This window comes from Xanthomonas sp. SHU 199, assembly GCF_000364665.1.
In the GTDB taxonomy this organism is placed as follows: domain Bacteria; phylum Pseudomonadota; class Gammaproteobacteria; order Xanthomonadales; family Xanthomonadaceae; genus Xanthomonas_A; species Xanthomonas_A sontii.
The window spans coordinates 1-21,170 of record NZ_AQOI01000062.1; the positions used below are offsets into that span (position 1 = coordinate 1).

Below are 21,170 nucleotides of genomic sequence, written 5' to 3' on the forward strand. Positions count from 1 at the left end.
AAGCGCGCTCGACGCTTCGGAAACACGCAGCTTCGCTCTGGATGAACATGCAGGTGAAGCGGTCGCGGCTGCAGCCGCGCCTACGCGGGATGTCCGGCGCCGACAGCGGCCGTTACTTGCTGCTGACGTACTTCTCGCGGCGGATGTGCTGCACCGGCAGGCCAGCCTCCTTCAACGCATCGAAGCAGGCATCGACCATGTTCGGATTGCCGCACAGGTAGGCGATGTCGCCTTCGGCCTGCGGCGCGAACTCTCCCAGGAACTGCTGCACGTAGCCATGCCGCACGTCCGGATGCGGCGCCTCCGGCAGCTCGCGCGAGAAGCACGGCACGAAGCGGAAACCGGGATGCGCATCGGCGAAGGCGCGGAACTCGTCGCCGTACAGCAGTTCGGCCGGCGTGCGCGCGCCCAGCAGCAACATCACCTCCACGCCGCGCTCGGCCATCGCCGCTTCCAGCAGCGGCAGCATCGAGCGGTACGGCGTGACGCCGGTGCCGGTGGCGATCAGCAGATAGCGACGGTTGGCGTCGCCCGGCTGCAGGCAGAAACGTCCGTACGGGCCGCTGGCGCAGACCTGCCCGCCGATCTCCAGGCCTTCGAACAGCGCGGTGGCCGCGCCGCCAGCGACGAAGCTGACCGCGATCTCCACGGTGGCATCGGCCGGTTGTGCCGGATCGTGACGCGTGGCCAGCGAGTAGCTGCGCTTGGTCGCGGTGCCATCGGCATAGTGGAAGTGCACCTGCACGAACTGGCCGGGCACGAACGGCAGGGATTGGCCGTCATCGCGGACGAAGCGGTAGTGGCCGACGGCCGGGGCCAGCATGTGGCGGTCGACCAGTTTCAGCGGGAATTGGGCAGGCACGGAGATGCAACAGTCTGTGGCCGGGGGCGACCCCACGAGGTCTTCTATAATAACGGCTGCACTTCTCCTGCGCCGTCGATGCGGCGCGAAGGTCCGCCTTGACTCCCGCACCTGCCCTTTCCCCCCAGACGCCGGCGCCCGCCCTGCGCGTGCGCGACCTGCGCAAGACCTACGACAACGGCGTGCAGGCCCTGCACGGCGTGTCGCTGGACGTCCTGCCCGGCGACTTCTTCGCCCTGCTCGGCCCCAACGGCGCCGGCAAGTCGACCCTGATCGGCATCATCAGCTCGCTGGTCAACCTCAGCGCCGGCCAGGTCGAGGTGTTCGGCACCGACCTGAGCAGCCAGCGCAGCGCGGCGATGCGCCTGATCGGCCTGGTGCCGCAGGAAATCAACTTCAACCTGTTCGAGCAGCCCTTCGACATCCTGGTCAACTACGCCGGCTTCTACGGCATGCCGCGCGCCGAGGCCGAGCGCCTGGCCGAAGTGGAACTCAAGCGCGCACACCTGTGGGAAAAGGCCCAGGTGATGAGCCGCACCCTGTCCGGCGGCATGAAGCGGCGGCTGATGATCGCCCGCGCAATGATGACCCGGCCGCGCCTGCTGATCCTGGACGAACCCACCGCCGGCGTGGACATCGAGATCCGCCGCGACATGTGGCGCGTGCTGCGCGAGATCAACGCCGCCGGCACCACCATCATCCTCACCACGCACTACCTGGAGGAAGCGGAGAGCCTGTGCCGCAACCTGGCGATCATCGACCGCGGCCGCATCGTCGAGCAGGGCCCGATGCGCGCCCTGCTGGCCAAGCTGGACGTGGAAGGCTTCCTGCTGGACATCGACGGCGAGTTGCCGGCGCAGTTGCCGGCGATCGAGGGCACCACCCTGCTCGCCCAGGACGCGCACACCCTGGACCTGGACATGCCGCGGGCGATGGACCTCAACCGCGTGTTCGCCGCACTGGGCGACGCCGGCATCCGCGTGCGCTCCATGCGCACCAAGAGCAATCGCCTGGAGGAACTGTTCGTGCGCCTCACCGGCGAGCACCGCGATGCCGCTGCGGCCACGACCGGCACGGCCACGCCGTCCGCCACTCCCTGATGCCCCCACGGCGACGACCATGACCACCCAGACCGATTCCACCCTTCCCGTTTCCGACGCCACGCCCGCCCAGCGCAACTGGGTCGCGCTGGGCACCATCGTGCGCCGCGAGGTCAAGCGCATCCTGCGCATCTGGGGCCAGACCCTGGTGCCGCCGGCGATCACCATGACCCTGTACTTCCTGATCTTCGGCGGGCTCATCGGCTCGCGCGTGGGCGACATGGGCGGCTACAGCTACATGCAGTTCATCGTTCCCGGCCTGGTGATGATGAGCGTGATCCAGAACAGCTACGGCAACATCAGCTCCAGCTTCTTCGGCGCCAAGTTCGGCCGCCACGTCGAGGAACTGCTGGTCAGCCCCATGCCCAACTGGGTGATCCTGTGGGGCTACGTCGCCGGCGCGGTGCTGCGCGGGCTGATGGTCGGCGTGATCGTGCTGATCATCGCCATGTTCTTCACGCCGGTGCGCATCCCGCACCCGCTGGTGACCCTGACCACGGTGTTGCTGGGCGCGACCATCTTCTCCCTGGCCGGCTTCATCAACGCGGTCTACGCGAAGAAGTTCGACGACGTGGCGATCGTGCCGACCTTCATCTTGACCCCGCTGACCTACCTGGGCGGCGTGTTCTACTCGGTCAAGCTGCTGCCCGGCTGGGCCGAGGCCGCCACCCACGCCAACCCGATCTTCTACATGGTCAACGCCTTCCGCTACGGCCTGCTCGGCAGCAGCGACGTGCCGGTGTGGGTGGCCTACAGCCTGATGCTGGGCTTCGTCGCGGTGCTGGCGGCGCTGGCGCTGTGGCTGCTGCGGCGCGGGGTGGGGTTGCGGAGCTGACGCGCCAGCGTCCTTAGCGCCCCATCTTCCAGGCGGCTGACGCCACCCAAGGCACGACGCCAGGCGTCGTCGCCACAGAGAACATCTTGCGTCGCCCAAGGGGTGCGCCAATACGGCACGGCGAGGACGGCGCACAGCCTCTCGCCATCGGTGCCAATGCCCGGTAGGCGAATCGACGCGGGGCGCATCCGGCCCTTGCACCACGTCAGCAAGCACTGAGGAGCGTCGCATCCGGCGTGCCGGGACCTGAGTGCACCGTACCTCCAATCGCCGCGTCGCGGTGGATACACGCCGCGTCCCGGATTGCAGCCTGTTTCATGCACCGGAATATCCGCTACGCATCACATGCGAATCCGACGGCGCGCGCGGCGCGAGTTCACCGAATTCACAATTGTATTTTCCGTACGGGATCGCACGCGTCCAAAGTTTGACTCGATAATGTGATGCGAACCTAGGTAAGCGCCAATTTATTAACGCGAGTTTTCTTGTGCCGGCAATAAGCCGACGCTACAGTGCACACGTCCGCTACACACCATCTCTTTACTGGACGTAAAGCGCGGGCCGGAGACCAGCTTCGTCTCCGTGAACGACTTCACTTAATGAACCCATGTCGCCACACGTTGCCGCTGGCATGTTTGTGTGTTGCCGGTGATTGGGCGATCGAGCCAAGGAGAGGAATCAGATGAAGATCCAACGCAAGCCCATCCGCTTCGGCCGCAAGCAGCAAGGCCAAGGCATGACCGAGTACATCATCATCGTGGCCCTGATCGCGATCGCGGCGATCGGCGTGTTCACGTTCTTCGGCGGCACCGTCCGCAGCCAGGTCGCCGGTATGGCGCAGGAACTGTCGGGCAAGCAGGACGCCAGCCAGATGATCAACCGCGCTGGCACCAACGCTGGCAAGGCGCAGGCGCAGGCCGACAAAGACAAGGGCATGGCCGCTTACAACGGCAACAAGTAACGCTCTTGCCACCATCTGCCCGGAGGCGGGCAGATGGTGGCCTGCCGTCGGCAGGAGCCTCATGCGGGCTTCTGCACATCCGCTAGCCCTCAATCCATGGAACCAGCCGGGTCCGACGCTTGCGTCGTGCCCTCGGCGTGGTGTTGCCCGAAGGAAGCCGCATGGTGATCATCGCCGCCGCCGATCCCTCGACCACGACGGTCGCGCCAGGACCGACCTGTGTCCGTTCCAGGATGCAAGGTCAGGCCATGCCGATGGTGCTGGTGTTCCTGATGGTGCTGTGCGTTGGCTTGCTGGTGACCTTCAATACCGGACAGGTGGTCGGCAAGAAGGTCGAACTCACCAACGCCGCCGATGCCGCGGCCTACAGCATCGCCGTCGAGCAGGCACGCGCGCGCAATTTCGCTGCCTATCTGAATCGCGGACGCGTCGCCAACGAGGTGGCGGTCGCGCAGGTCGTCAGCCTGAACTCCTGGCTGACCATGGTCCACTCCACCACGGTCCACTTCGAAAAATTCAACAAGTTCGCCGAAGTCCTGCTGTTCTGGGTGCCGGGCCTCGGTGAAGCGTTGATCGCCATCGATCGCGCGATGACAGCGCTCAATGCCGCCCTCAAAGTATTCCGGCAAGGCTTTCTGCGAATGGCAGATATCACCGTCCGCGGGTTGGACCAATTCCTCGACCACCCCTACGCGCTGGCTGCCGACGCGGCAGTCGGCGATCTCGCCTCGGAAGCCAACGTGTTCGCCATGGCCAGCAAGGTGGTCAAGGACAACGTGCCCGATGCCGATCTGACCGTGGTCGGCAAGGGCGTACTGGCGAAGAACGTATTGTCGGCCGGCAATCAGCTCGAGAGCTATACGCCGGGTCAGCGTCGCGGCCTGACCAGCACCAACAAGGGCGGCGAACGCTACCGCAATGTGGTGATGGCCTCGCGCGATACCTTCACGCGCGCACGCGACGGCACTGCCTTCGGCGTGTTCAACAACAACGGCGGCACCGACATGGTCGAGTACGACCGTTGGTCGGGCGTGGATGCCTTCCAGTTCCGCCTGCCCCTGTTCCTGAAGACCTTCAAGTTTCCGATCGGCTGGGGCGGCACGCAGGCGGTGGATGGTCGCAAGCCAAACTTCTTCGCTGGCATGAACAACGGGCGAGGCTGGACATCGCCCTACGACGGCCGCCGCTACCAGGCCTACAACGGCACCCGGAGTAGCGACATCGCCGGCAGATTCATCGAAGGCGACCCGGCCGTCGTCCCGGACTTCAAGCGCAACGACGCCTTCATCAACAGCTACCGCTATGGCATCAGTCCGCGCTACCACGACGTCAAGGATGCCTACTCGCAGCAGCCCGAAGGTGCCAATGCGGGGCCGATCTACACGGTCGAAGTCGGCACCAAGGTCGACAAGGCCCGTACTAGTTCCGCGCTGAAGATGGGAAGCGGACGCATGCAGCTCAAGGACCAGGCGCGGGGCGAGCAATTGCGCGCGATGGCCAGCGCACAGGTCTACTTCAACAGGCCCTACGAACTCAGCGCCTTCCGGCGTTCGGTCTGGGGCAGAGGCGACGGCAAGTTCGAAAAGGGCAGTCTGTTCAGTCCTTACTGGCAGGCACGCCTGGTGCAAACCCCCATCTCCGACCGCACACTCCTGGTGGCCGCTCCATGATGTTATCGACCAACCGATCCCGCGCCCTGGCCCTGGCCTGCGCGGCCTCACTCGCGTTCACCGCAGGCTGCCAGTCGCACGAAGCGCCGGAAGGCGATGCCGGCGAGGCATCCTCTTCTTCCGAGAGCGGCGTCAAGTCGCTGCCTGCGCTCCACGTGGTGCTGACCTGGGAGTCGCGCATCGGCGGCGAGAATCTGGAGCGCAAGAATTACCAGGCGAAGCTGGAGGCCTGCCGCGGCTCGGGCATGCCGACCCGCGCGCTCTCGCCGCAGGAAGAAGCCAAGCTGGGAACCGGCGAGGTCGAGATCATGATCGATGCGCATCGGCAGTTCGCCCATCAGGTCAGTTGGACCCTCGGCGCCGATGGCGACAGCGCGCAGGCCGCCTGCATGGTCAAACTGGAAGAGCACACGGACAAGGACGCCATCGAAGACGCCAACGGCATGTACATGCCGATCGACAGCAGCGCGCGCACGCAGGAGCGCCAGAGCGTCCAGGCTATCGGCTGGAAGCTGTCGGGCGAAGGCCAGATCAAGGGCCAGCCCTGCACGCGCTGGGAGAACGGCAAGCAGGACGTGTGCATGTGGTCGGGCGGTACCAAGTGGGGCTTTTCCGAATCCCCCGGCGATGCGGCCGGCTGCACCGTGGACGGCGCAGGCGCATACCTGCAGGCCATTCCGCTGGAAGCCAAGCCGCTGCAAGGCGGCAACGGCTGCGTGCTGCAGGTCAACTCGTTCAGCCTCGGCAGCGGTCTGATTCCTTCCAACGTGGCGGGTGAGAAGGAAGAAAACTAGGAGGACGCAGGATGAAGACGACGTTCTTTTCACCAGCGCGCAGGATGCGCGGACAGGGGATGGTGGAGCTGGCGGTGTGTGCTGCCGTGCTGGTGCCGCTGTTCCTGTTGATTCCGGTCGTTGCCAAGCTGGGGCACGGCAAGCAGATGGCGATGCAGGCGGCGCGCAACGCCGCCTGGGAAGCCAGCGTGGCCAGCAATTATCAACCGCCAAGCCGCGCCGTCCTGCAGCGCAGGGCGCTCGACCGCAACTTCGCCGATGCCGACGCGCCGATCACCAGCCGCGCCTCCGGCAACGCCAACGGTGCGTTCGCCGACCAGATGCTCAACACCTTCTCGAACCGGAAGCTGCTGGAGAAAGGCGACCTGTCGATCACGCGGACTGCCAACGGCGGCTCGCCCGGCTACATGGACAACGCCGCCGCTCTGGTACCGCGGAACTTTGCCGACGGCGCATTCCCGCCCAACCGCAACGGCTATGTCACCGCGGAAGTGGCGCTGAACTATCGCGACCTGAAGACGGCGGACGGGCGGCCTGCGCACTTCCTGGAACCGTTGGACAATCTCAACCTGGTCGACAAGCGACACCAGACCCTGCTGACCGACGCCTGGAATGCCTCCGGTCCGCGTAGCGGCCCGCGTAGCGTGGTCAGCGCCGTGCGTCCGCTGGCGCCTGCCTCCTACTTCGCCGGCCTCGATCGCATCTTCGACATGGTCAAGCCGTTGAAGCCGATCCTGCCGATGGTCGGCTCCCTCGGCGACCTGGAGCTGGGCACCATCGAGCCGGATGTCGTCCCTTCGGACAAGCTGGCCAACTATCCGGTCAAACCGGGCAAGCCATGAACGCCCGTAGCTCCCATCGCATGCTCGCCAGCGGGCTGGGCGTGCTCCTGTCCGCGCTGGCGGCGCAGCCGGCACGTGCGGTGGACTGGCCGGAGGTACCGGTCCCGGACGAGGCGTCCGGCGAGGTCGTATCCGACCATATGCTCTACAACGGCATCGCGATGCGCGCCAGCCGTTTCAGCGTCGCGCAGTCGCCACGGCAGGTCGAGCAGTTCTATCGCAAGGAATGGGGCGATCTTGTCGTGACGACGCCGGCCGGCAGCAAGACCGTGCTCGGCCACATGACCAAAAGCGGCTACTACATCACCGTGGAACTGAGCGGCGATGCCAACCGCACGCAGGGCCAGATCGGCGTGATGGAGATTCCGAAGAAGAACCTCCCCGCCGACGGGGTCGGCAAGGGCTTCGGCCGTCTGCCGGACACGCAGGTCGCCGAGGACATCGTCTACATGGACACGCCGCGTCATGTCAGGACACTGAGCATGCTCAACCGCTACACGCCGCTGCAGAACCAGCAGTACTACGCGCGGTATTTCGCCGGGCAGGGCTATGCGCGCGACGGCTCCTCTTCGACCTGCACCGCGAGCAGCCCGCACTGCGTCTCCCGGTTCACCCGGCGGGACGATCGCGTCACCGTAACATCGAGCCGCGGGCAGACCGGCACCGTGATCGTGGCGGTGGTCGAATGAACGCGCACGCCCTGCGCTGCCGGCGCCTGCAGCGCGGCCAGTCCACGATCGAATACACCGTGGTGGTCATGGCGCTGGTGATCGTGCTGATCGCCAAGCCCGACCTGATCACCGAGGTGGTGACAGCCCTCAAAGATCTCTATGCCGCCTTCGTCTACGCCATCTCGGCGTCCGACGTACTGGTGGGGTGATCCCTCTTCCCTCGCGATGACCTGCCCGACGGCGCCTCTTCAATGCAGAAACCCAAACTCAGCAAGAACGTCCTTTTCATCCTGATCGCGGTGGTCATGGCCGGCTTGGCCGCCTTCATTGCGGTCAGCTATATCCGCACTACGGTCGCCGAACGCACTCAGGACAACCGGCCGATGGTCGACGTCGCGGTCCCGGTGAACGATCTGCCGCAAGGGGCGATCCTGCAGGGCAGCGATCTGGCGCTGCGCACGGTCCCGGCCGAATTCGCGCCCGCCGACGCCGTCACGCCCGACAACCACACCCAGTTCGAAGGCCGGATACTGCGTGCGCCGGCACGGGGCGGCGCACCGCTGAGCGCCAGCGCCCTGGTCCCGCTGTACGACCAGTTCTCGCGGCTGATTCCCAAGGGCAAGGTCGCCTACACGATGAGCGTCGACGAGAACAATTCGATCTCGGGCATGATCGCGCCAGGCGACCTGATCGACATCTTCTTCGTCAAGGACGCTTCCACCGGCAGCAATGGCGGTGCTGGCGGTCAGGCATCGGGCGCGCAGGTGTTCCCGCTGCTGCAGAAGATCAAGGTGCTGGCGGCCGGCAGCCGTATCGGCGAGACGCCGACGCCGAAGGAAGGCGAGGAATCCAACGCGTCCACCGGCTTTTCCAGCGTCACCCTGGAGCTGGACCAATACCAGGCCAAGCAGCTGGCCGTCGCCTCCAAGGTGGGCGCGGTGCGCGTGCTGCTGCGCGAAGTTCAGGACACCTCGCCCGGCGCGGCAACGGGCATGAGCGAGAGTCAGTTGTTGCGATCGCTCGGATCGGGAGATCCGGCAAGCACGGGCAGCGGAAGCAGCCGCGTTGAGTTCATCATTGGCGGAAAGGGTTAAGCATGACGCAAGCAACACGCCGTCGCAGGAGCAAGGCCGGGACATCGGCGCCATGGTTGGCCGGCTTGTTGCTGGCGGGCATCGGGGGATGGAACGCATCGGCACAACAGGCCGCAACCACCGGCACGGCATCACGGCCGGCCGCGCATGCTGTGGTGCCGTCGCCGGCATCGGCGGCGGGACAGGCAGCGGATGCCACGTCAGCGGAGCAGGCGCGACCGATAGCGCAGGGACGCCAGGTCGACCAGCTCAAGCAGACGATGGAATCGCAGATCCAGGAACTGGGCAGCAGCGGTTCCTCGTCGGGCGGTGGCGGCGTCGCCCTGGCCGGCGACAGGAAGCCGTCGGTCGCTCCGCTGATCCAGCCATCGCAAAACATCTATGCCGGGGAGGCCGTGGTGCGGCGGGTACCCGGTGCGCTGCGCCGTATCGCGGTCGGCGACGGCGAGGTCCTGAGCGTCTTCTCGGTCGGCAAGTCCGAACTGGTGATGATCGGCACCAAGCCCGGCGAGACCAACGTCCACCTGTGGATGGCCGATGGCAGCCAGCGCGACGTCAACGTGACGGTCGGTGGCAGCAAGTCCGAAGGCGCTGCCGACACCGTGCGCGAACTGCTGGGCAACACGCCGGGGGTCACCGTGCGGGCCATCGGCTCCAATGTGGTGATCTCGGGCAACGACATCGACGCCGCCACCACGGCAAAGATCCAGGCGTTGCAGAAGATCTATCCGCAGGTGTTGAACTTCGCCGGCGCCGACCCGGTGGGCATGCGGCCGATGGTGCAGATGGACGTGTCGATCATGGAGTTCAACAAGAACTCGGTCGAAGATCTGGGCATCCGCTGGGACAGCACCATCGATGGTCCGATTGGCGGTCTGATCCGCGACGTGACCACGAACAATTACTTCCGCGTGCTGCCGCAGAACAACCAGACGTTCCAGGACATCAAGGATCAGCTGCCTACCAAGCTGCCCGGGCCGCAGGGCTACTTCGGCATTGCCACCACCATCGCTTCGAAGATCAACCTGCTGATGAGCCGTGGCAAGGCGTGGGTGCTGGCGCAGCCCAAGCTGAGCGCCAAGAGCGGCAGCAACGCGACCTTCCTGGTCGGTGGCGAAGTGCCGATCGTGGTGCCGTCGATCCTCGGCCAGACCCAGATCGAGTACAAGGAATACGGCATCCGCCTCAATATCAACCCGACGGTCAACTCGTCCAATCAGGTGAATACCTCGATCATGGCCGAGGTCAGCCGGATCGATCCGTCGGTGTCGGTACAGGGCGTTCCCGGCTTCCTGACCCGGCGCGTGGAGACCGAGCTGAACGTCAATGCCGGCCAGACCATCGTCATCTCCGGCCTGCTCGATCGGGAAGCCTCCAAGGCCGTGGACAAGTTGCCGCTGCTGGGCGACATCCCGATCCTCGGCAAACTGTTCCGCTCCGATGGCTTCCGCGGCAACAAGACCGAACTGGTGATCTTCGTGACCCCGCGCATCGTCAGCCCGACCTCGCCGGAGAACCTGCAGGACCTGCAGCGTGCCGAAGGTATCGAGAAGGAGCTGCAGAACGAAATCAGTCCGCGACAAGACAAGTTGATCAAGTAACCCACCCCACGGAGCGCAAGGTTCACTGCCATGTTCACAGTGCTGATCAATACGCCAGGAGGCGACACGCGTCAGGTCAAATGCATGCACCGCGAGTGCGGCATCGGCCGCGCCGATGCCAATCTGGTGATGCTGCAGGGCTGGAACATCGCCGGCAAGCACGCCACTCTGCTGCGCGAGGACGAAGGCGTGTTCATTCTGCCGCTGGGTGGACGCGAGCCGATCACGCTCAATGGCAAGGTAGTGCTGGCCAAACAGGGGCCGATCGACGGTAAGGACGAGATCCGCATCGGCCAGTACATGCTGAAGGTCAGCGGCGACGATGCACGCATCGTCCGACAGACGCCCGCCGCCAACGACGGCGCGGCGGGCCGGGCCACGGACGCGCCCACGGCAGCCACCGATGCCGCGCCCGATCGCCAGACGGCGGCGCCCACCGCGACCGACATGGTGGTAGCCGGACCGCCGCCATCGGATATCGCCACCTGGCGCACCAAGTTGCACATGGCGCTGGTACGGCAGATGGACCTGCGACGCATGGACGTGCGCAGCATGGACGACAGCGCGCTGCGCGACAGCACCATCAACCTGATCGACGACATCCTCAAGCGCGAGTTCAGCGATCTGCCCGCGGACATCAGCCCGCGCCGGCTGGCCAAGCAGGTGTTGGACGAGGCGATCGGATTGGGGCCGCTGGAAGACCTGATCGACGATCCGACCGTCACCGAAATCATGGTCAATTCGCACGACGACATTTTCATCGAGCGTGCCGGGCGCATCCAGAAGTCTGACGTGGTGTTCTCCAACGAACGCGCCTGCTTGGCCGCGATCGAGCGCATCGTCACGCCCCTGGGGCGGCGTATCGACGAAAGCTCGCCGCTGGTCGACGCACGCTTGAAAGATGGCTCGCGCGTCAATGCGGTGATCCCGCCGGTCGCCCTGCGCGGACCGAGCATCAGCATCCGTAAGTTCGCCACGCGCCGGCTGATGGGCGAGGACCTGCTGAAGTTCGGTTCGCTGAACGAGGCAATGCTGGAGTTTCTGATCATGGCGGTGCGCGAGCGCCGCAACATCGTGGTGTCCGGCGGCACCGGCTCCGGCAAGACCACCCTGCTGAACATCCTGTCGAACTTCATCCCGGACGGCGACCGCGTGGTCACCATTGAGGATGCGGCCGAACTCAAACTGGTGCAGCCCAACCTAGTGGCGCTGGAAGCCCGCCCGCCCAACATGGAGGGCAAGGGCCAGATCACCATCCGCGACCTGGTCAAGAATGCGCTGCGCATGCGCCCGGACCGCATCGTGGTCGGCGAGTGCCGCGGCGGTGAGTGTCTGGACATGCTGCAGGCGATGAACACTGGCCACGAAGGCTCGCTGACCACCGCGCACGCCAACAATCCACGCGAGACGCTGTCGCGCCTGGAGGTGATGGTGATGATGGCCGGCATGGAGTTGCCGATGGTGGTGGTGCGCGAGCAGATCGCGTCGGCGGTCAACCTGATCGTGCACCAGCGCCGCTACCCCTGCGGCTCGCGCAAGGTCAGCCACATCACCGAAATCACCGGCATCGAAAGCGGCACCATCCAGATGCAGGACCTGTTCCTGTTCAAGCCCACCACCTACCATGGCCCTGACGGCAAGGTCGCCGGCAACTTCGTCGCGACTGGCGCCGTGCCCGAGTTCTACGAGGAACTCGCCGAACGCGGCGTGTCGGTGGATCTGGGCATCTTCCGCAACCAGGGAAGCGCGCGCTGATGGCACTGTGGCTGATCGCCTTGCTGGTGTTCGCCGGGACCGTGACGGCATTCCTGCTGATCGCGCGCTCCAGCGAGCAGTTCCTGAAGCGCTACCGCGAAAGCTTCATGGACCAGGCGCGCATGAACCTGGCGGACATGTTCCTGTTCCTGGATCCGGCCCAGGTCTACATGATCAGCGCCGTGGTGATGGTGATCATCCCGCTGCTGGTGTGGATGCTGACCGGGAGCCTGGTCATCGCAGTGCTGATCGGCATCTTCCTGATCTTCGCGCCGCGCAAGGTCTACGCGTTCCTGCGCAAGCGCCGGCTGGAGCGGATCCAGGAGCAGCTTCCCGACGCGCTGCAGATGCTGTCCAGCAGCCTGCGCGCCGGCGTCGGCTTCGCGCCGGCGATGGAAGTACTGGTTCATGACGGTCAACCGCCACTGGCGCAGGAACTGGCGCTGGTGCTGCGTGAGCAACACATGGGCCTTCGCGCCGAAGAGGCGATGGAGAACTTCAGCAAGCGGGTGCCCATTACCGATGCCGAACTGTTCGTTTCGGCGGTCAATATTTCGCGCGAGGTCGGCGGCAACCTGGCGGAAACCCTGGCGACCCTGGCCGAGACGCTGCGCCGGCGCCTGACCATGGAGAAGAAGGTGAAGTCGCTGACGGCGCAGGGCCGCCTGCAGGGCATCGTCATGGCGATGCTGCCGGTGTTCCTGATCGGCTATCTCAGCCTGATGTATAGCGAAACCATGCAGCCGATGTTCCATAGCTGGCACGGCTGGGTGGTGATCACCATCTGCCTGGTCATGGAATACCTGGGCTATCGTCTCTGCAAGAAGATCATGACGATCGACGTATGACCTGGATGCTCGTCCTCATCGCGCTTCTTGCCGCCGGCGCCGTCGCACTGGTGGTCATCGGCACGCGCGGGGTGATCCGCGAAGTCGAGCTGGAAGACCGTACTTACTACGACCCGCTGCCGCGACTGATGCAGTTGATGTGGCCGCTGGTGACGGTGCTGACCAGGCGCATCGCCCCGCGCCTGAGTGTGGCGCAACTGGAACAGACCCACCGCCAGTTGCAGGCGGCAGGCCAGGACTACACGCTGACGCCGGAAGAGTTCTATGGTTTGCGCATGGCCAGTGCGCTGGTGGTGACCGCCTTCTTCCTGCTGTGCACCGGCATGCTCGGCCATCTCGGGATCGGCTCAGGCCTGATGTGCCTGCTGTTCGGCGGCGTGCTCGGCTGGCTGTACCCCGCGCTGTGGCTGGGCGAGCGACGCAAGGCACGGCAGAAGACCGTCGTGCGCGACCTTCCGGTCTATCTGGATTTCATCACCATGTCGGTCGAGGCCGGCCTGAACGTCACCGGCGGCATCGAGCAGGCGGTGGCCAAGGGACCGGCCGGTGCGCTGTCGCAGGAGTTCTCGCGCATGCTGCGCGACCTGCGCGCCGGCCTGCCCCGTGCCGAGGCGCTGCGGCGCATGGCCGAGCGCATGGACATCGCGCAGATCACCAGCTTCACCAGCGCACTGATCCAGGCCGACAAGGTCGGCGCCAACCTCAGCGACACCTTGCGCGCGCAGGCCAACCAGCGCCGCGAGGAACGTTTCCTGCGCGCCGAGAAGCTGGCGCTCGAAGCACCAGTGAAGATGATGCTGCCGCTGGTGATGTTCTTCTTCCCGCTCATCTTCCTGTTCCTCGGCTACTTCATCTACTTGAAGATGCTGCAGGAGGGCATCCTGTGAAGCGTGGATGCATCGAGCGCAGCGCCGGCATCCCGATCCCGCAGGTGTGGGCGGCGGATACCTGGTGGTCGCGCGCGCGCGGGTTGCTGGCGCGCCCGGCGCTGGCCACCGATGGATCGGAGGCCTTGCTGATCCGTCCGTGCGCCAGCGTGCATACCATCGGCATGGGCTATCCGTTGGATCTGGTGTTCCTGGGCCACGACGATATCGTGATGGAGTGGCGCGAGAACGTCAGGCCGTATCGCACGGCGATGTGCCGGCGGGCCGCGGCGACCATCGAGTTCCATGGCGGTGCGCTGGACCGTCTACAGCCGCAACGCGGCGAACACTGGCACTGGCGCGCCACCGCGCCGGCGCCTTCCTCTAGCGGAGCCATGTCATGAAAGCACGCGTCCGCGCACCGCGCAGCCGCTCGTCGATGCGCGGCCAATCCATGGTGGAACTGGTGATCATCACGCCGGTGCTGCTATTCCTGTTGCTCGCCGTCATCCAGGCGGTGCTGCTGTACCGCATGAAGTCCACGCTCGATTACGCCGCGCTGATGGCGGCGCGCGCGGGTGCGGTCAGCGGGGTGGATCGCATGGAGATGCGCAAGGGCTTCGCCAAGGGCATGATGCCGCTGTATGCCCACGACACCGGCCAGGCCGCGCTCGAGATGGCGTACGCCAAGGCCTTCGCCGACCTCACCCTGCACGGCCGCATCACCGTCATCAATCCCACGCGCGCCGCATGGAGCAACTTCCGCGAACGCCAGTACAACGGCCAGTACGCGTTGCCCAACGACACGCTCGCCTACCGCAGCGACGCGGTCGGCAGCAGTGGTGTCAATGTGCAGGACGCCAACATCCTCAAGATCAAGGTGGTCTACGACGCACCATTGGTCGTCCCCTTCGTCGGCTGGGTACTCGGCGGAAAATCCCAGTATCTGAAGTCGGGCACCTTCGAGTCATCGCCCCTGCAGCCACTCACCAATCGCCTGCCCATCGAGAGCTACGCCATCGTACGCATGCAGTCGCCCATCTACACGCAGGGCAACCTGGACAAGTGATGCATCGGTGCGCACTGCTGGCTTGCGCTGCGGTACTGTGCCAGGCCGCTTTTGGCGAGGTACACGCCGAAGACGCTGCATTCTCTGGCGTCGCCCAAGTGACGACCAACGAGCTCGGCGGCCTGAGCCGGATCCAACCGCGCGGCGCGGCGCAGCCGGCGATGGTGTTCTTTCGCGACGACGCGTTGCGGATCCAGTTCCAGGATGCCAGCGGTCGGTCGTATGCGCTGATCCTGGCGAAAGATGCACCCACCGGTTGGATCGTCGGCCAGCAGGGCGGCGCGATGCCCGTTCCCGGGATGCGCTGGCCGCTACGCTTCGATCCGGAGCACCCCTGCGCGGGTCTTGGCATGTTCGCCGATTGCCAGCGTGGCGACAGCGGCCTGCGCGCGGGCCGCGACGCGGTGCAATGGCGGTACCGCCTGGCCAACCCGGATGGGCCCGGCAGGACCCGGCAAGGCACGATGTGGCTGGACCGCGAGACCGGCCTGGTGCTCGCCTATCGCGGCAAGACCGGGCTGGAACAGCAACAGCAATGGGACATCCAACGCGTCGACTACGGCCCGCAGCCGGATGCGCTGTTCCAGCCACCTGACCTGAAGCACTGATCGCGCTTCTGCTGCGACTCAAACCTGTGTCGCCCATTGTTGGTCGACGCGGGTTCATGGTTCTGCAGCAAGATCGGCCGATCGCGCCGTTACACTAGTTTGGTTCGTCCCCCGACAAGGAGTATCTCTGTGAAAAGAGCAGTAGCGGCGACGTTGGCCCTGGCCGTCATCGCAAGTCTGAGCGCCTGCAAGAAGCACGAGCAAGCCGCACATCCCGACGATCAGGCGACGGCCCCCGCGGCGACCGCCGGCGGCACGCAGGAAGCTCCTGCGGCCCAGTCCTCAGCCAGTACGGCATTCGATCCTGCCAGCCTACCGGTGTCCGACGTCCCACTGGGAGATTTCCCCTACATCGCGCTGCCCACCGGCTATGTCACCGGCAGCACGCCGGACGTCGCGGACTTCGACCAGGTGCCGTTCTGGACCGGCGATCGCCTGCAACCGGTCGAGGGCAAGGTCTGGTCGGCGCACATCGATGCGGCGCAGGGCAAGACCTTCTCCGACCTGGAGCTGTCGCGCAACATCGAGGCGGTGGTCACCGCACTCGGCGGCAAGAAGATCTTCGACGGCCGGATCCCCGAAGCGGCCACGCAGAAGATCAAGGAGTGGCCGCGCGACGTCGCCACCAAGTACAACAGCGGCCTGGGCGATGTCTGGAACAACCCCGTACAGGTCTTCGTGGTGCATCGCGCCGACCGCGATATCTGGATTCACCTGTGCAGCTACCAGTTCGGCGGCGGCCTGCTGATCGCCGAGACCAAGCCGCTGCAGGTCACCGCCAGCCTGCTGCCGGCCAGCGAACTGAAGACGCAGATCGACAAGACCGGCAAGGTGGCCTTGCACGTCAACTTCGCCACCGACAAGACCGACATCCTGCCCGATTCGCAGCCGCAGATCGCGCAGGTCGTGCAGTTGCTCAAACAGGACGCCGCGTTGAAGCTGGCCGTCAACGGCTATACCGATGGCACCGGCGATGCCGCGCACAACAAGACGCTGTCGGAAGGACGCGCCAAGGCGGTGGTCGCCGCGCTCGTCGCGCAGGGTATCGACGCGTCGCGTCTGACCGCGGCCGGCTTCGGCGATGCCGACCCGGTGGCGGACAATGCGACCGAGCAGGGCAAGTCGCAGAACCGCCGCGTCGAGCTGGTGAAGAAGAGCTGAGCCGCACTGGGTACCGCTGCATGCGGTCACCCTGATGCGTGCAGGTCGTGGTGCGGCGCAACGGCATGGCCGATTGCGTCGCATCGTCGACAGGACCGCACGCGCGCTCGCTTGCCGGCATGCGTTCCCGCAGTCGGACGCCTCCCACCCCATGGCGATCCACGTCTCATGCGTATCCTGATTCTCGGAGCCGGCGCGACCGGCGGTTATTTCGGCGGACGCCTGGCCCAGGCCGGCGTCGATGTCAGCTTTCTGGTGCGACCACCACGGGCCGCACGCCTGCAACGCGATGGGTTGCGCATCCGCAGCCCGCGCGGCGACGCGGCGATCGCGGTGAGTACGCTCACCGCCGAGGCGCTGCCCGGCGCGGCACAGGCGCGGCCGTTCGATCTGGTGCTGCTGAGCTGCAAGGCCTACGACCTGGAAAGTTCGCTGGACGCGGTGGCGCCTGCGATCCACGAGGGCACCAGCGTGCTGCCGATCCTCAATGGCCTGCGCCACTATCCGGCGCTGGATGCGCGCTTCGGTGCGGAGCGGGTCGTCGGCGGGCTGTGCTTCATCAGCGCGGTACTTGATGCCGACGGCGCGATCCAGCACCTGGCCAAGCCGGCCTCGCTGACCTTCGGCGAGCGCGACGGCCGCGGTGCCGACAGCGCGCGCGTGCGCGCCCTGGCCGAGGCCTGCGCGCAGGCCGACGTGGACCATCTGGCCACGCCGCGGATCGCGCAGGAGCAATGGATCAAGTACACCTTCCTCACCGCGCTGGCTGCGGCCACCTGCCTGATGCGTGCGCCGATCGGGCGTATCGTCGCCAGCGACGATGGGGTGACGCTGGTGCGCGGCCTGTATGCCGAGTGCACGGCGGTGGCCGCGGCGGCCGGCGAACCGGTGCCGGAGGAAGCGCAGGCCAGTGCGCTGCACCTGCTGACGCAACCAGGCTCGCCGATGAAGGCGTCGATGCTGCGCGACCTGGAAGCCGGGCAGCAGGTGGAGGCGCAGCAGATCGTCGGCGACATGCTGGTCCGCGCTCGCGCCGCCGGGCAGGACGCGCCGCTGCTGATGGCGGCGTACTGCCACCTGCAGGCGTACCAGGCCGGCCTGCCCGCGCGCTGATGGTTGCCGCGGAAAGCCGGTGCCGCGCGCAACGCGCTCCTGCCCTGCGCGCACCCGCCACGGTGCTCCGGGAAATGCCGTATCCGCGCCGTCCCAAGGGCGGCCCTGCATCTTCGCGCGCCGCTGACGCGCCTGGCGCCTATGCTCGCCCACCATACAGGGGGCAAGCGACGGGCACGTGCATGGAAAAACTGTTCCGCGGCGGGCATTTCCTCATCATCCTGCTGTTCCTGCTGTGCGCGGCCGGGCTGATCTGCATGGCCGTGCTCGAGCTATGGCATGGCCTGACCCCGGGCGGCGAACTGGTGGTGCGCGACCGCTTCAACGTGGTGCTGGAAGCGATCGGGCTGCTCACCGTGGCGCTGGTGACCCTGGAACTGGGCCAGACCATCTACGAGGAGGAGGTGCAGCGCGACGTCAAGGTCAGCGGACCGACCCGGGTGCGTCGCTATCTGTCGCGGTTCTTCGTGGTCATCGTCATCGCCCTGGCGATCGAGACCCTGGTGTCGATCTTCGAACTGATGCACGACGATCCGTCCAAGCTGCCCTACGCATCTGCCGTGGGCCTGTGCGCGGCGCTGCTGCTGGTCGCCTGGGGCGTGTTCGTCAAGCTCAACCGCAGTGCCGAGGAACTGGAGCCGGAAGCCATGGCGGAGGCCAAGCGCGAGGACGCGCAGGTCGATTGAGAGGCCGTAGTGCCGCCAATGGCGTTACCTGCGCAGCAGCGGCTTCACCCGCGACGAATGCAGAGTAAAGCCAACTGACACCGTCGTGCGTCGGGACTGAAGTCCCTCCCACAAGAAGACGCCAACCCACGCCGTCCAGGATCTCCACCGGCGCATCGGCCGGCACGGTCGCAGAGGATCGGCATGGCCACCGGACCATCCGCCGCGACGCGTTGTCCGGTCGCGGCTGAAGCCGCTCCCACAAAAGACGCGTACAGCCAAGCGCGCTTTTACGCATCCCCAATCCCCAATCACGAATCCCCAAACACGAAACCCGCCGCGTCGACGTACTCAGCCCGGCATCGGCAAACGGAAGAATGTCCGCGCGGCAGAAGTGCTGGCCACGGCGACCGTCGCCACGTCCTCGCCGCGGTCGCGTGCCAGCTCCTCGACGATGTGCGCCAGGAACGCCGGCTCGTTGCGGCGGTCCTTCGGCGTCGGCTTGAGCGTGCGCGGCAGCAGGTACGGCGCGTCGGTCTCGATCATCAACCGGTTAGCGGGAATGTGCTTCACCAGCTCGCGCAGGTGCGCGCCGCGGCGCTCGTCGCACAGCCAGCCGGTGATGCCGATGTACCAGTCGCGATCCAGGTAGTCGAACAGTTCCTCGCGGTTGCCGGTGAAGCAATGCACCACCGCCGGGCCGAGCGTGCCGTCGAACTGGCGCATCAGCGCCATGAAGTCGGCATGGGCGTCGCGCTGGTGCAGGAACAGCGGCTTGCCGGTGTCCACCGCCAGCTGCAGCTGCCGCTCGAACGCACGGTGCTGCGCCGGCCGCGGCGAGAAATCGCGGAAGTAGTCCAGGCCGCACTCGCCCACCGCCACCACTTCGGCATGCGCATGCAGCGCGCGCAGTTCGGCGTCGCACTCGGCGGTGTACTCCACTGCGTGGTGGGGATGCACGCCGGCGGTGGCGTACAGCACGCCCGGATGCTGCTGCGCCAGTTGCAGCGCCAGCGGCGAGTGCTCGCGGCTGGCGCCGGTGACCACCAGTTGCGCGACACCGGCGGCGCGGGCGCGCTCCAATACCGCGTCGCGGTCGCGATCGAAGGACTCGTGGGTGAGGTTGGCGCCGATGTCGATCAGGGTCATGCGGTTGCGCGGGAATCAGCCGGGACAGCAGCCAATTGTACGGGCCACGCGCCTGTCGCCGCTCCCCGGCGGCTCGGCGGCCACGTATCCTTTGCCGATGACGTCCGCCGTGTTTCCGATCGATCCGCTGCTGCCGCAACTGCGCGACAGCCTCGCCGCCCATCCGCGCCTGGTGCTGGAAGCCCCGCCCGGCGCCGGCAAGACCACCCAGGTGCCGCCGGCGCTGCTCGACGCGCCCTGGCTGCAGGGCCGGCGCATCGTGATGCTGGAGCCGCGCCGGGTCGCCGCGCGCAGCGCCGCCGCCTTCATGGCCCGGCAGCGCGGCGAGACGCCGGGCGAAACCGTGGGCTACCGCATTCGCTTCGAGAACAAGGTGTCCGCGCGTACCCGCATCGAGGTGGTCACCGAGGGCATCCTGACCCGCATGCTGCAGGACGACCCGATGCTTGAGGGCGTCGGCGCGCTGCTGTTCGACGAGTTCCACGAGCGCCACCTGGCCGCGGACCTGGGCCTGGCGCTGGCCCTGGACGTGCAGGCGCAGGTGCGCGAGGACCTGCGCATCGTGGTGATGTCGGCAACCCTGGACGGCGAGCGCCTGGCGCAGTTCCTCGACGCGCCGCGGCTGTCCAGCGCCGGGCGCAGCTTCCCGGTAGAGATCGCGCACTTTCCCGCGCGGCGCGAGGAATCGCTGGAAGCGCAGGCCCGGCGCGCGGTCGAGCATGCGCTGCAGCAGCACCCGGGCGACGTGCTGGTGTTCCTGCCCGGGCAGCGCGAGATCGGGCGGGTACAGGCGGCGTTGGAGGCGGCGGACGTTGGGGGTGGTGCGAGTATGAGCCCGGGCGTAACTTCGACGGGCACAGACCCCGTCGCTACACCAGCCGGCACCGCCTCTGGCGTACCCTCATCCGGCGCTGCGCGCCACCTTCTCCCGGGGGGAGAAGGGAGCGGAGTGGAGGTCCTGCCGCTGCATGGCGAGTTGCCGGTGGAACAGCAGAGCAAGGTGCTGCAGCCGGATCCGCAGGGGCGGCGGCGCGTGGTGCTGGCGACCAATGTGGCCGAGTCCTCGGTGACGCTGCCCGGGGTGCGCGTGGTGATCGACGCCGGGCTGGCACGCGAGCCGCACTACGATCCCAACAGCGGCTTCTCGCGGCTGGACGTGACCGCCATCGCCCAGGCCTCGGCCGATCAGCGCGCCGGCCGCGCTGGCCGTGTCGCCAGCGGCTGGGCCTACCGGCTGTGGCCGCAATCGCAACGCCTGGAGGCGCAACGCCGCGCCGAGATCCTGCAGGTGGAACTGGCCGGGCTGGCGCTGGAACTGGCCGCTTGGGGCAGCGATGGCCTGCGCTTCGTCGATCCGCCGCCGGCCGGCGCACTCGCCGCCGCCCGCGAGCTGCTGCAGCGGCTCGGCGCACTCGCAGAGAGTGGTGCCATCACCGCCAGCGGCCGGCGCATGCTCGCGCTGGGCACGCATCCGCGGCTGGCGGCGATGCTGCTGGCGGCCGGCGA

General features: G+C 66.6%; 22 protein-coding genes. 20 read left to right on the forward strand and 2 right to left on the reverse strand.

What is annotated here, in order from left to right:
* Positions 1–112: 112 nt before the first annotated feature.
* Complete coding sequence (locus D183_RS0103090) at positions 113–823, reverse strand: FAD-binding oxidoreductase (RefSeq protein WP_017907699.1); 711 nt, start codon at positions 821–823, stop codon at positions 113–115.
* A 137-nt stretch (positions 824–960) separates the two neighbouring features.
* Here D183_RS0103090 and D183_RS23895 point away from each other — a divergent pair, with 137 nt between their 5' ends.
* From D183_RS23895 to D183_RS0103185, 19 genes are all read left to right on the forward strand, one after another.
* Positions 961–1,962 (forward strand): ABC transporter ATP-binding protein, encoded by a 1,002-nt coding sequence (locus D183_RS23895; protein WP_081613256.1) that lies wholly within the window; start codon positions 961–963, stop codon positions 1,960–1,962.
* 19 nt (positions 1,963–1,981) lie between these two features.
* A complete protein-coding gene (locus D183_RS0103100; protein ID WP_017907701.1) occupies positions 1,982–2,797 on the forward strand; it encodes an ABC transporter permease in 816 nt (271 codons plus the stop codon).
* 682 nt (positions 2,798–3,479) lie between these two features.
* On the forward strand, positions 3,480–3,758 hold the full coding sequence (locus tag D183_RS0103105) for a hypothetical protein (RefSeq protein WP_017907702.1): 279 nt from the start codon (positions 3,480–3,482) through the stop codon (positions 3,756–3,758).
* A gap of 161 nt (positions 3,759–3,919) precedes the next feature.
* Positions 3,920–5,428 carry a pilus assembly protein TadG-related protein gene (locus tag D183_RS0103110; RefSeq protein ID WP_026144137.1) on the forward strand — a complete coding sequence of 503 codons (1,509 nt, stop codon included), beginning with the start codon at positions 3,920–3,922 and terminating at the stop codon, positions 5,426–5,428.
* Positions 5,425–6,222: a hypothetical protein gene (locus tag D183_RS23900; RefSeq protein ID WP_017907704.1), complete on the forward strand. Its 798-nt coding sequence runs from the start codon at positions 5,425–5,427 to the stop codon at positions 6,220–6,222. Before D183_RS0103110 ends, D183_RS23900 begins: the two co-directional genes overlap by 4 nt.
* 11 nt (positions 6,223–6,233) lie before the next feature.
* Positions 6,234–7,064, forward strand: coding sequence for a TadE family protein (locus tag D183_RS0103120; RefSeq protein ID WP_232757194.1), 831 nt, complete (start codon positions 6,234–6,236; stop codon positions 7,062–7,064).
* The gene (locus D183_RS0103125; protein ID WP_106405163.1) at positions 7,061–7,753 is read left to right on the forward strand and encodes a hypothetical protein; all 693 of its coding nucleotides are present in this window, start codon (positions 7,061–7,063) and stop codon (positions 7,751–7,753) included. Before D183_RS0103120 ends, D183_RS0103125 begins: the two co-directional genes overlap by 4 nt.
* Entirely contained in the window at positions 7,750–7,944 is a 195-nt protein-coding gene (locus D183_RS0103130; protein WP_017907707.1) for a hypothetical protein, read from the forward strand. Before D183_RS0103125 ends, D183_RS0103130 begins: the two co-directional genes overlap by 4 nt.
* A 42-nt stretch (positions 7,945–7,986) precedes the next feature.
* Positions 7,987–8,829 (forward strand): Flp pilus assembly protein CpaB, encoded by an 843-nt coding sequence (gene cpaB / locus D183_RS0103135; protein ID WP_017907708.1) that lies wholly within the window; start codon positions 7,987–7,989, stop codon positions 8,827–8,829.
* Positions 8,830–9,089: 260 nt separating this feature from the next.
* The gene (locus tag D183_RS0103140) at positions 9,090–10,430 is read left to right on the forward strand and encodes a type II and III secretion system protein family protein (protein WP_017907709.1); all 1,341 of its coding nucleotides are present in this window, start codon (positions 9,090–9,092) and stop codon (positions 10,428–10,430) included.
* A gap of 30 nt (positions 10,431–10,460) precedes the next feature.
* Positions 10,461–12,185 carry an ATPase, T2SS/T4P/T4SS family gene (locus tag D183_RS0103145; RefSeq protein ID WP_026144139.1) on the forward strand — a complete coding sequence of 575 codons (1,725 nt, stop codon included), beginning with the start codon at positions 10,461–10,463 and terminating at the stop codon, positions 12,183–12,185.
* Positions 12,185–13,033 (forward strand): type II secretion system F family protein, encoded by an 849-nt coding sequence (locus D183_RS0103150; RefSeq protein ID WP_017907711.1) that lies wholly within the window; start codon positions 12,185–12,187, stop codon positions 13,031–13,033. Before D183_RS0103145 ends, D183_RS0103150 begins: the two co-directional genes overlap by 1 nt.
* Complete coding sequence (locus tag D183_RS0103155; protein WP_017907712.1) at positions 13,030–13,920, forward strand: type II secretion system F family protein; 891 nt, start codon at positions 13,030–13,032, stop codon at positions 13,918–13,920. The genes D183_RS0103150 and D183_RS0103155 overlap by 4 nt, the downstream gene beginning before the upstream one ends.
* Positions 13,917–14,303, forward strand: a complete 387-nt coding sequence (locus tag D183_RS0103160; protein WP_017907713.1) for a DUF192 domain-containing protein — start codon at positions 13,917–13,919, stop codon at positions 14,301–14,303. Before D183_RS0103155 ends, D183_RS0103160 begins: the two co-directional genes overlap by 4 nt.
* On the forward strand, positions 14,300–14,968 hold the full coding sequence (locus D183_RS0103165) for a TadE family protein (RefSeq protein ID WP_017907714.1): 669 nt from the start codon (positions 14,300–14,302) through the stop codon (positions 14,966–14,968). The genes D183_RS0103160 and D183_RS0103165 overlap by 4 nt, the downstream gene beginning before the upstream one ends.
* Positions 14,969–15,066: 98 nt before the next feature.
* Entirely contained in the window at positions 15,067–15,576 is a 510-nt protein-coding gene (locus tag D183_RS0103170) for a hypothetical protein (RefSeq protein WP_020381180.1), read from the forward strand.
* Between the two features lie 153 nt (positions 15,577–15,729).
* Positions 15,730–16,737: an OmpA family protein gene (locus D183_RS0103175; RefSeq protein WP_026144141.1), complete on the forward strand. Its 1,008-nt coding sequence runs from the start codon at positions 15,730–15,732 to the stop codon at positions 16,735–16,737.
* A gap of 168 nt (positions 16,738–16,905) precedes the next feature.
* A complete protein-coding gene (gene panE, locus D183_RS0103180; RefSeq protein WP_017907717.1) occupies positions 16,906–17,850 on the forward strand; it encodes a 2-dehydropantoate 2-reductase in 945 nt (314 codons plus the stop codon).
* A gap of 182 nt (positions 17,851–18,032) precedes the next feature.
* Positions 18,033–18,536 (forward strand): hypothetical protein, encoded by a 504-nt coding sequence (locus tag D183_RS0103185; protein ID WP_010340560.1) that lies wholly within the window; start codon positions 18,033–18,035, stop codon positions 18,534–18,536.
* Between the two features lie 330 nt (positions 18,537–18,866).
* Here D183_RS0103185 and D183_RS0103190 read toward each other — a convergent pair whose 3' ends face one another.
* The gene (locus D183_RS0103190; protein WP_017907718.1) at positions 18,867–19,664 is read right to left on the reverse strand and encodes a TatD family hydrolase; all 798 of its coding nucleotides are present in this window, start codon (positions 19,662–19,664) and stop codon (positions 18,867–18,869) included.
* Positions 19,665–19,761: 97 nt separating this feature from the next.
* Between D183_RS0103190 and D183_RS27905 the strand changes: the two genes are divergently transcribed.
* Positions 19,762–21,170: helicase-related protein (locus tag D183_RS27905; RefSeq protein ID WP_017907719.1), on the forward strand; the 1,409-nt coding region annotated here is incomplete at its 3' end.

Excerpts from the sequence above, each read along its gene's own strand:
- D183_RS0103090 (WP_017907699.1), bottom strand. The coding sequence starts at position 823 with ATGCTGGCCCCGGCCGTCGGCCACTACCGCTTCGTCCGCGATGACGGC.
- D183_RS0103100 (WP_017907701.1), top strand. The coding sequence starts at position 1,982 with ATGACCACCCAGACCGATTCCACCCTTCCCGTTTCCGACGCCACGCCC.
- D183_RS0103105 (WP_017907702.1), top strand. The coding sequence starts at position 3,480 with ATGAAGATCCAACGCAAGCCCATCCGCTTCGGCCGCAAGCAGCAAGGC.
- D183_RS0103110 (WP_026144137.1), top strand. The coding sequence starts at position 3,920 with ATGGTGATCATCGCCGCCGCCGATCCCTCGACCACGACGGTCGCGCCA.
- D183_RS23900 (WP_017907704.1), top strand. The coding sequence starts at position 5,425 with ATGATGTTATCGACCAACCGATCCCGCGCCCTGGCCCTGGCCTGCGCG.
- D183_RS0103120 (WP_232757194.1), top strand. The coding sequence starts at position 6,234 with ATGAAGACGACGTTCTTTTCACCAGCGCGCAGGATGCGCGGACAGGGG.
- D183_RS0103125 (WP_106405163.1), top strand. The coding sequence starts at position 7,061 with ATGAACGCCCGTAGCTCCCATCGCATGCTCGCCAGCGGGCTGGGCGTG.
- D183_RS0103130 (WP_017907707.1), top strand. The coding sequence starts at position 7,750 with ATGAACGCGCACGCCCTGCGCTGCCGGCGCCTGCAGCGCGGCCAGTCC.
- cpaB (WP_017907708.1), top strand. The coding sequence starts at position 7,987 with ATGCAGAAACCCAAACTCAGCAAGAACGTCCTTTTCATCCTGATCGCG.
- D183_RS0103140 (WP_017907709.1), top strand. The coding sequence starts at position 9,090 with ATGGAATCGCAGATCCAGGAACTGGGCAGCAGCGGTTCCTCGTCGGGC.
- D183_RS0103145 (WP_026144139.1), top strand. The coding sequence starts at position 10,461 with ATGTTCACAGTGCTGATCAATACGCCAGGAGGCGACACGCGTCAGGTC.
- D183_RS0103150 (WP_017907711.1), top strand. The coding sequence starts at position 12,185 with ATGGCACTGTGGCTGATCGCCTTGCTGGTGTTCGCCGGGACCGTGACG.
- D183_RS0103155 (WP_017907712.1), top strand. The coding sequence starts at position 13,030 with ATGACCTGGATGCTCGTCCTCATCGCGCTTCTTGCCGCCGGCGCCGTC.
- D183_RS0103165 (WP_017907714.1), top strand. The coding sequence starts at position 14,300 with ATGAAAGCACGCGTCCGCGCACCGCGCAGCCGCTCGTCGATGCGCGGC.
- panE (WP_017907717.1), top strand. The coding sequence starts at position 16,906 with ATGCGTATCCTGATTCTCGGAGCCGGCGCGACCGGCGGTTATTTCGGC.
- D183_RS0103185 (WP_010340560.1), top strand. The coding sequence starts at position 18,033 with ATGGAAAAACTGTTCCGCGGCGGGCATTTCCTCATCATCCTGCTGTTC.
- D183_RS0103190 (WP_017907718.1), bottom strand. The coding sequence starts at position 19,664 with ATGACCCTGATCGACATCGGCGCCAACCTCACCCACGAGTCCTTCGAT.